Here is a 2,297-nt window from a genome sequence, read left to right on the forward strand (position 1 = left end):
CGCTCGAGCCGGCGCAGCGCCACGTCCTCGGCGTGCACGGCGGCGCCGCGCGCGGCGGCCTCTGCGCGCACCTCTGCGGCGAGCCGGTCGGAGCTCCAGCGACCGAGCATGCCCTGCGCGATCGCATGGTGCGCCCGGGCGAGACCGCCGAGGACCCACGGCATCGTGAACGTGAAGAGGATGCCGGCCACCAGGTACAGCACGACCTCCACGGCCCAGCTCGACCATCCGCCGAACATCCACGGCAGCGCGTCCGCGACGTAGTGGCCCCATTCCCCGCCGGAGCCGTCGCCCTCCCGATTGCGCGGGAGGAAGACCCCCCAGAACCAGTACGTGAGCCCGCCGAGTCCGACGCTCAGCCACACGGTCGTCAGCGCGAACGAGATGGTGCTGATGATGGGCGTCACGATCACGCCGTGCACGAGGTACACCCAGTAGTGCGCGTTGCGCACCGGACGCAGGAGGGTGGCCCAGAAGCCGCCGGCGTCGGTCTTGTCGCGGTTCCACTCCGGCTCGGCGATCTCGGGCAGGCCGGTGACGAGCAGCAGGAATCGGTCCGCGACGCCGAATCCGCGGGCGACGAACAGCGTCCCGACCAGCAGCGGAAGGCCGATCACGAGGATGAGCAGTCCCACGCTCGTCCAGAAGAGCGACGCGAGGATGCTGAGCGACAGCATCGCGAGGACGAACACGGCGATCAGGTACAGGGCGCTGCCCGGCGCATGCAGCCACCACCGCCCGTACGACGCCCAGAAGCCTCCCCTCTCCGGCGGAAGGGCCGGTTCCGCGCCGCGGGCGGTCTCAGTGGTCGTGGTGGTCATCGGAGTCTCCCTCGGGACGCTTCAGTTCGGGCCGCTGGCCCGGTGCGACGACCAGGAACTGTCCCATCATGCCCTGGTCTTCGTGCCACAGCAGATGGCAGTGGTACATGTACGGCGTGGTCGGGTCGGCGTAGTCCTCGAACCGCACGAGGATGCGGTAGTCGCGGCTCCACTCGAGCGCGATCGTGTCTTTGAGCCCGGCGAGGCGTGCCGGCGGCGGGGATCCGTCGACCGACAGCACGCGGAACTGCGTGTCGTGGACGTGGAACGAGTGGGGCAACGGGTTCTCGTTGCGCACCGTCCACACCTCGCTGGTGTCGACGGTGGCCGTGAAGTCGGCGCGTCCGCGGTCCATCTGCCGGTCGTTGATGTTGTGCCCCGACATGACGAACGAGCGCTCCGCGACGGCATCCCCCGCATCCGCCGCGGGCAGGGAGGCCAGTTCCGCCGGTACCTCCGGACGGGGAGCGAGGGATGCCGTTGCCCGCAGCTCGAGCACGTCGAAGCTCGCCGAGCCGGCATGCAGCGCCGGGTCGGGAGGGTTCGACCGCAGCGCGACGCGTTCACCGGGCTCAACGGTCACGACGATCTCTGCCCGCTCGCCAGGAGAGAGGGGGACGCTCGTCGACGCGACCGGCTCCGCGAGGAGTCCGCCGTCGCTGGCGATCAGGTCGAACTCACGGCCATCGGCGAGCCCGAAGTCGTACATGCGCGCGCTCGATCCGTTGAGCAGCCGGAGGCGGACGCGTTCGGTGGTCACATCGAGGTACGGTGCCACGGTCCCGTTGACGAGGATCGTGTCGCCGAGCACGCCGTCGAACTGCATGCCGATGCTTCCGGCGAATGAGCCGTCGGCGTTGAACGAGCGGTCCTGGACGATCACCGGGATGTCGTCGACGCCGTATTGCCGAGGGAGCGAGAGCGACGCCTCCTCCTCGTCGCGCAGCAGGAACATGCCCGCGAGGCCCGCGTCGACCTGCTCGCGCGTGAGTGCGTGCAGGTGCGGGTGGTACCAGAGCGTCGCCGCAGGCTGATCGACCTCCCACCCGGGGTGCCACGTCGCTCCAGGAGCGATCGGCGCATGCGGGCCGCCGTCCATCGCCGCGGGCAGGTGCATGCCGTGCCAGTGGACCGTGGTCGCCCGGTCGAGGCGGTTGGCGACATGGACGCGCACCTGCTCACCGCGTGAGGCCACAAGGGTCGGACCGAGGTAGGAGCCGTTGTAGCCGAGGGTCGGGGTGGAGCGTCCGTCCTCGAACGTCGTCGCCGCCTCGTCGGCGGAGAGCTCGAAAACACGCACGCCGTCCTCGACCCGTGACGGAGCGAGCGGCGGCACGGCCAGCGGACGGCTGAACTCGACGGTTCCCGCAGCGGGGGGCGTCGCGCGCGCGGAGTTGCTCGCGAACCAGATGCCGCCCGCGGCGACGACGGCCACGATGGGCACGAGCGGGATCGCGATGAGCGTCACGACCATCC

General features: G+C 70.4%; 2 protein-coding genes. Both read right to left on the reverse strand.

Features of this window, described 5'->3' with window-relative positions; translation table 11 throughout:
* Positions 1-821, reverse strand: an 821-nt coding sequence (locus tag EIO58_RS16475; protein ID WP_205789337.1) for a sensor domain-containing protein, incomplete at its 3' end; no start/stop codon positions are given.
* Entirely contained in the window at positions 802-2,295 is a 1,494-nt protein-coding gene (locus tag EIO58_RS16480) for a multicopper oxidase family protein (protein ID WP_127820391.1), read from the reverse strand. The genes EIO58_RS16475 and EIO58_RS16480, both read right to left, overlap by 20 nt.
* Positions 2,296-2,297: the final 2 nt, after the last annotated feature.

This window comes from Microbacterium sp. CPCC 204701, assembly GCF_004010105.1.
Classification (GTDB): Bacteria; Actinomycetota; Actinomycetes; order Actinomycetales; family Microbacteriaceae; genus Microbacterium.

Bases quoted from the DNA above. Each gene is read 5' to 3' on its own strand.
- EIO58_RS16480 (WP_127820391.1), bottom strand. From the start codon at position 2,295: ATGGTCGTGACGCTCATCGCGATCCCGCTCGTGCCCATCGTGGCCGTC.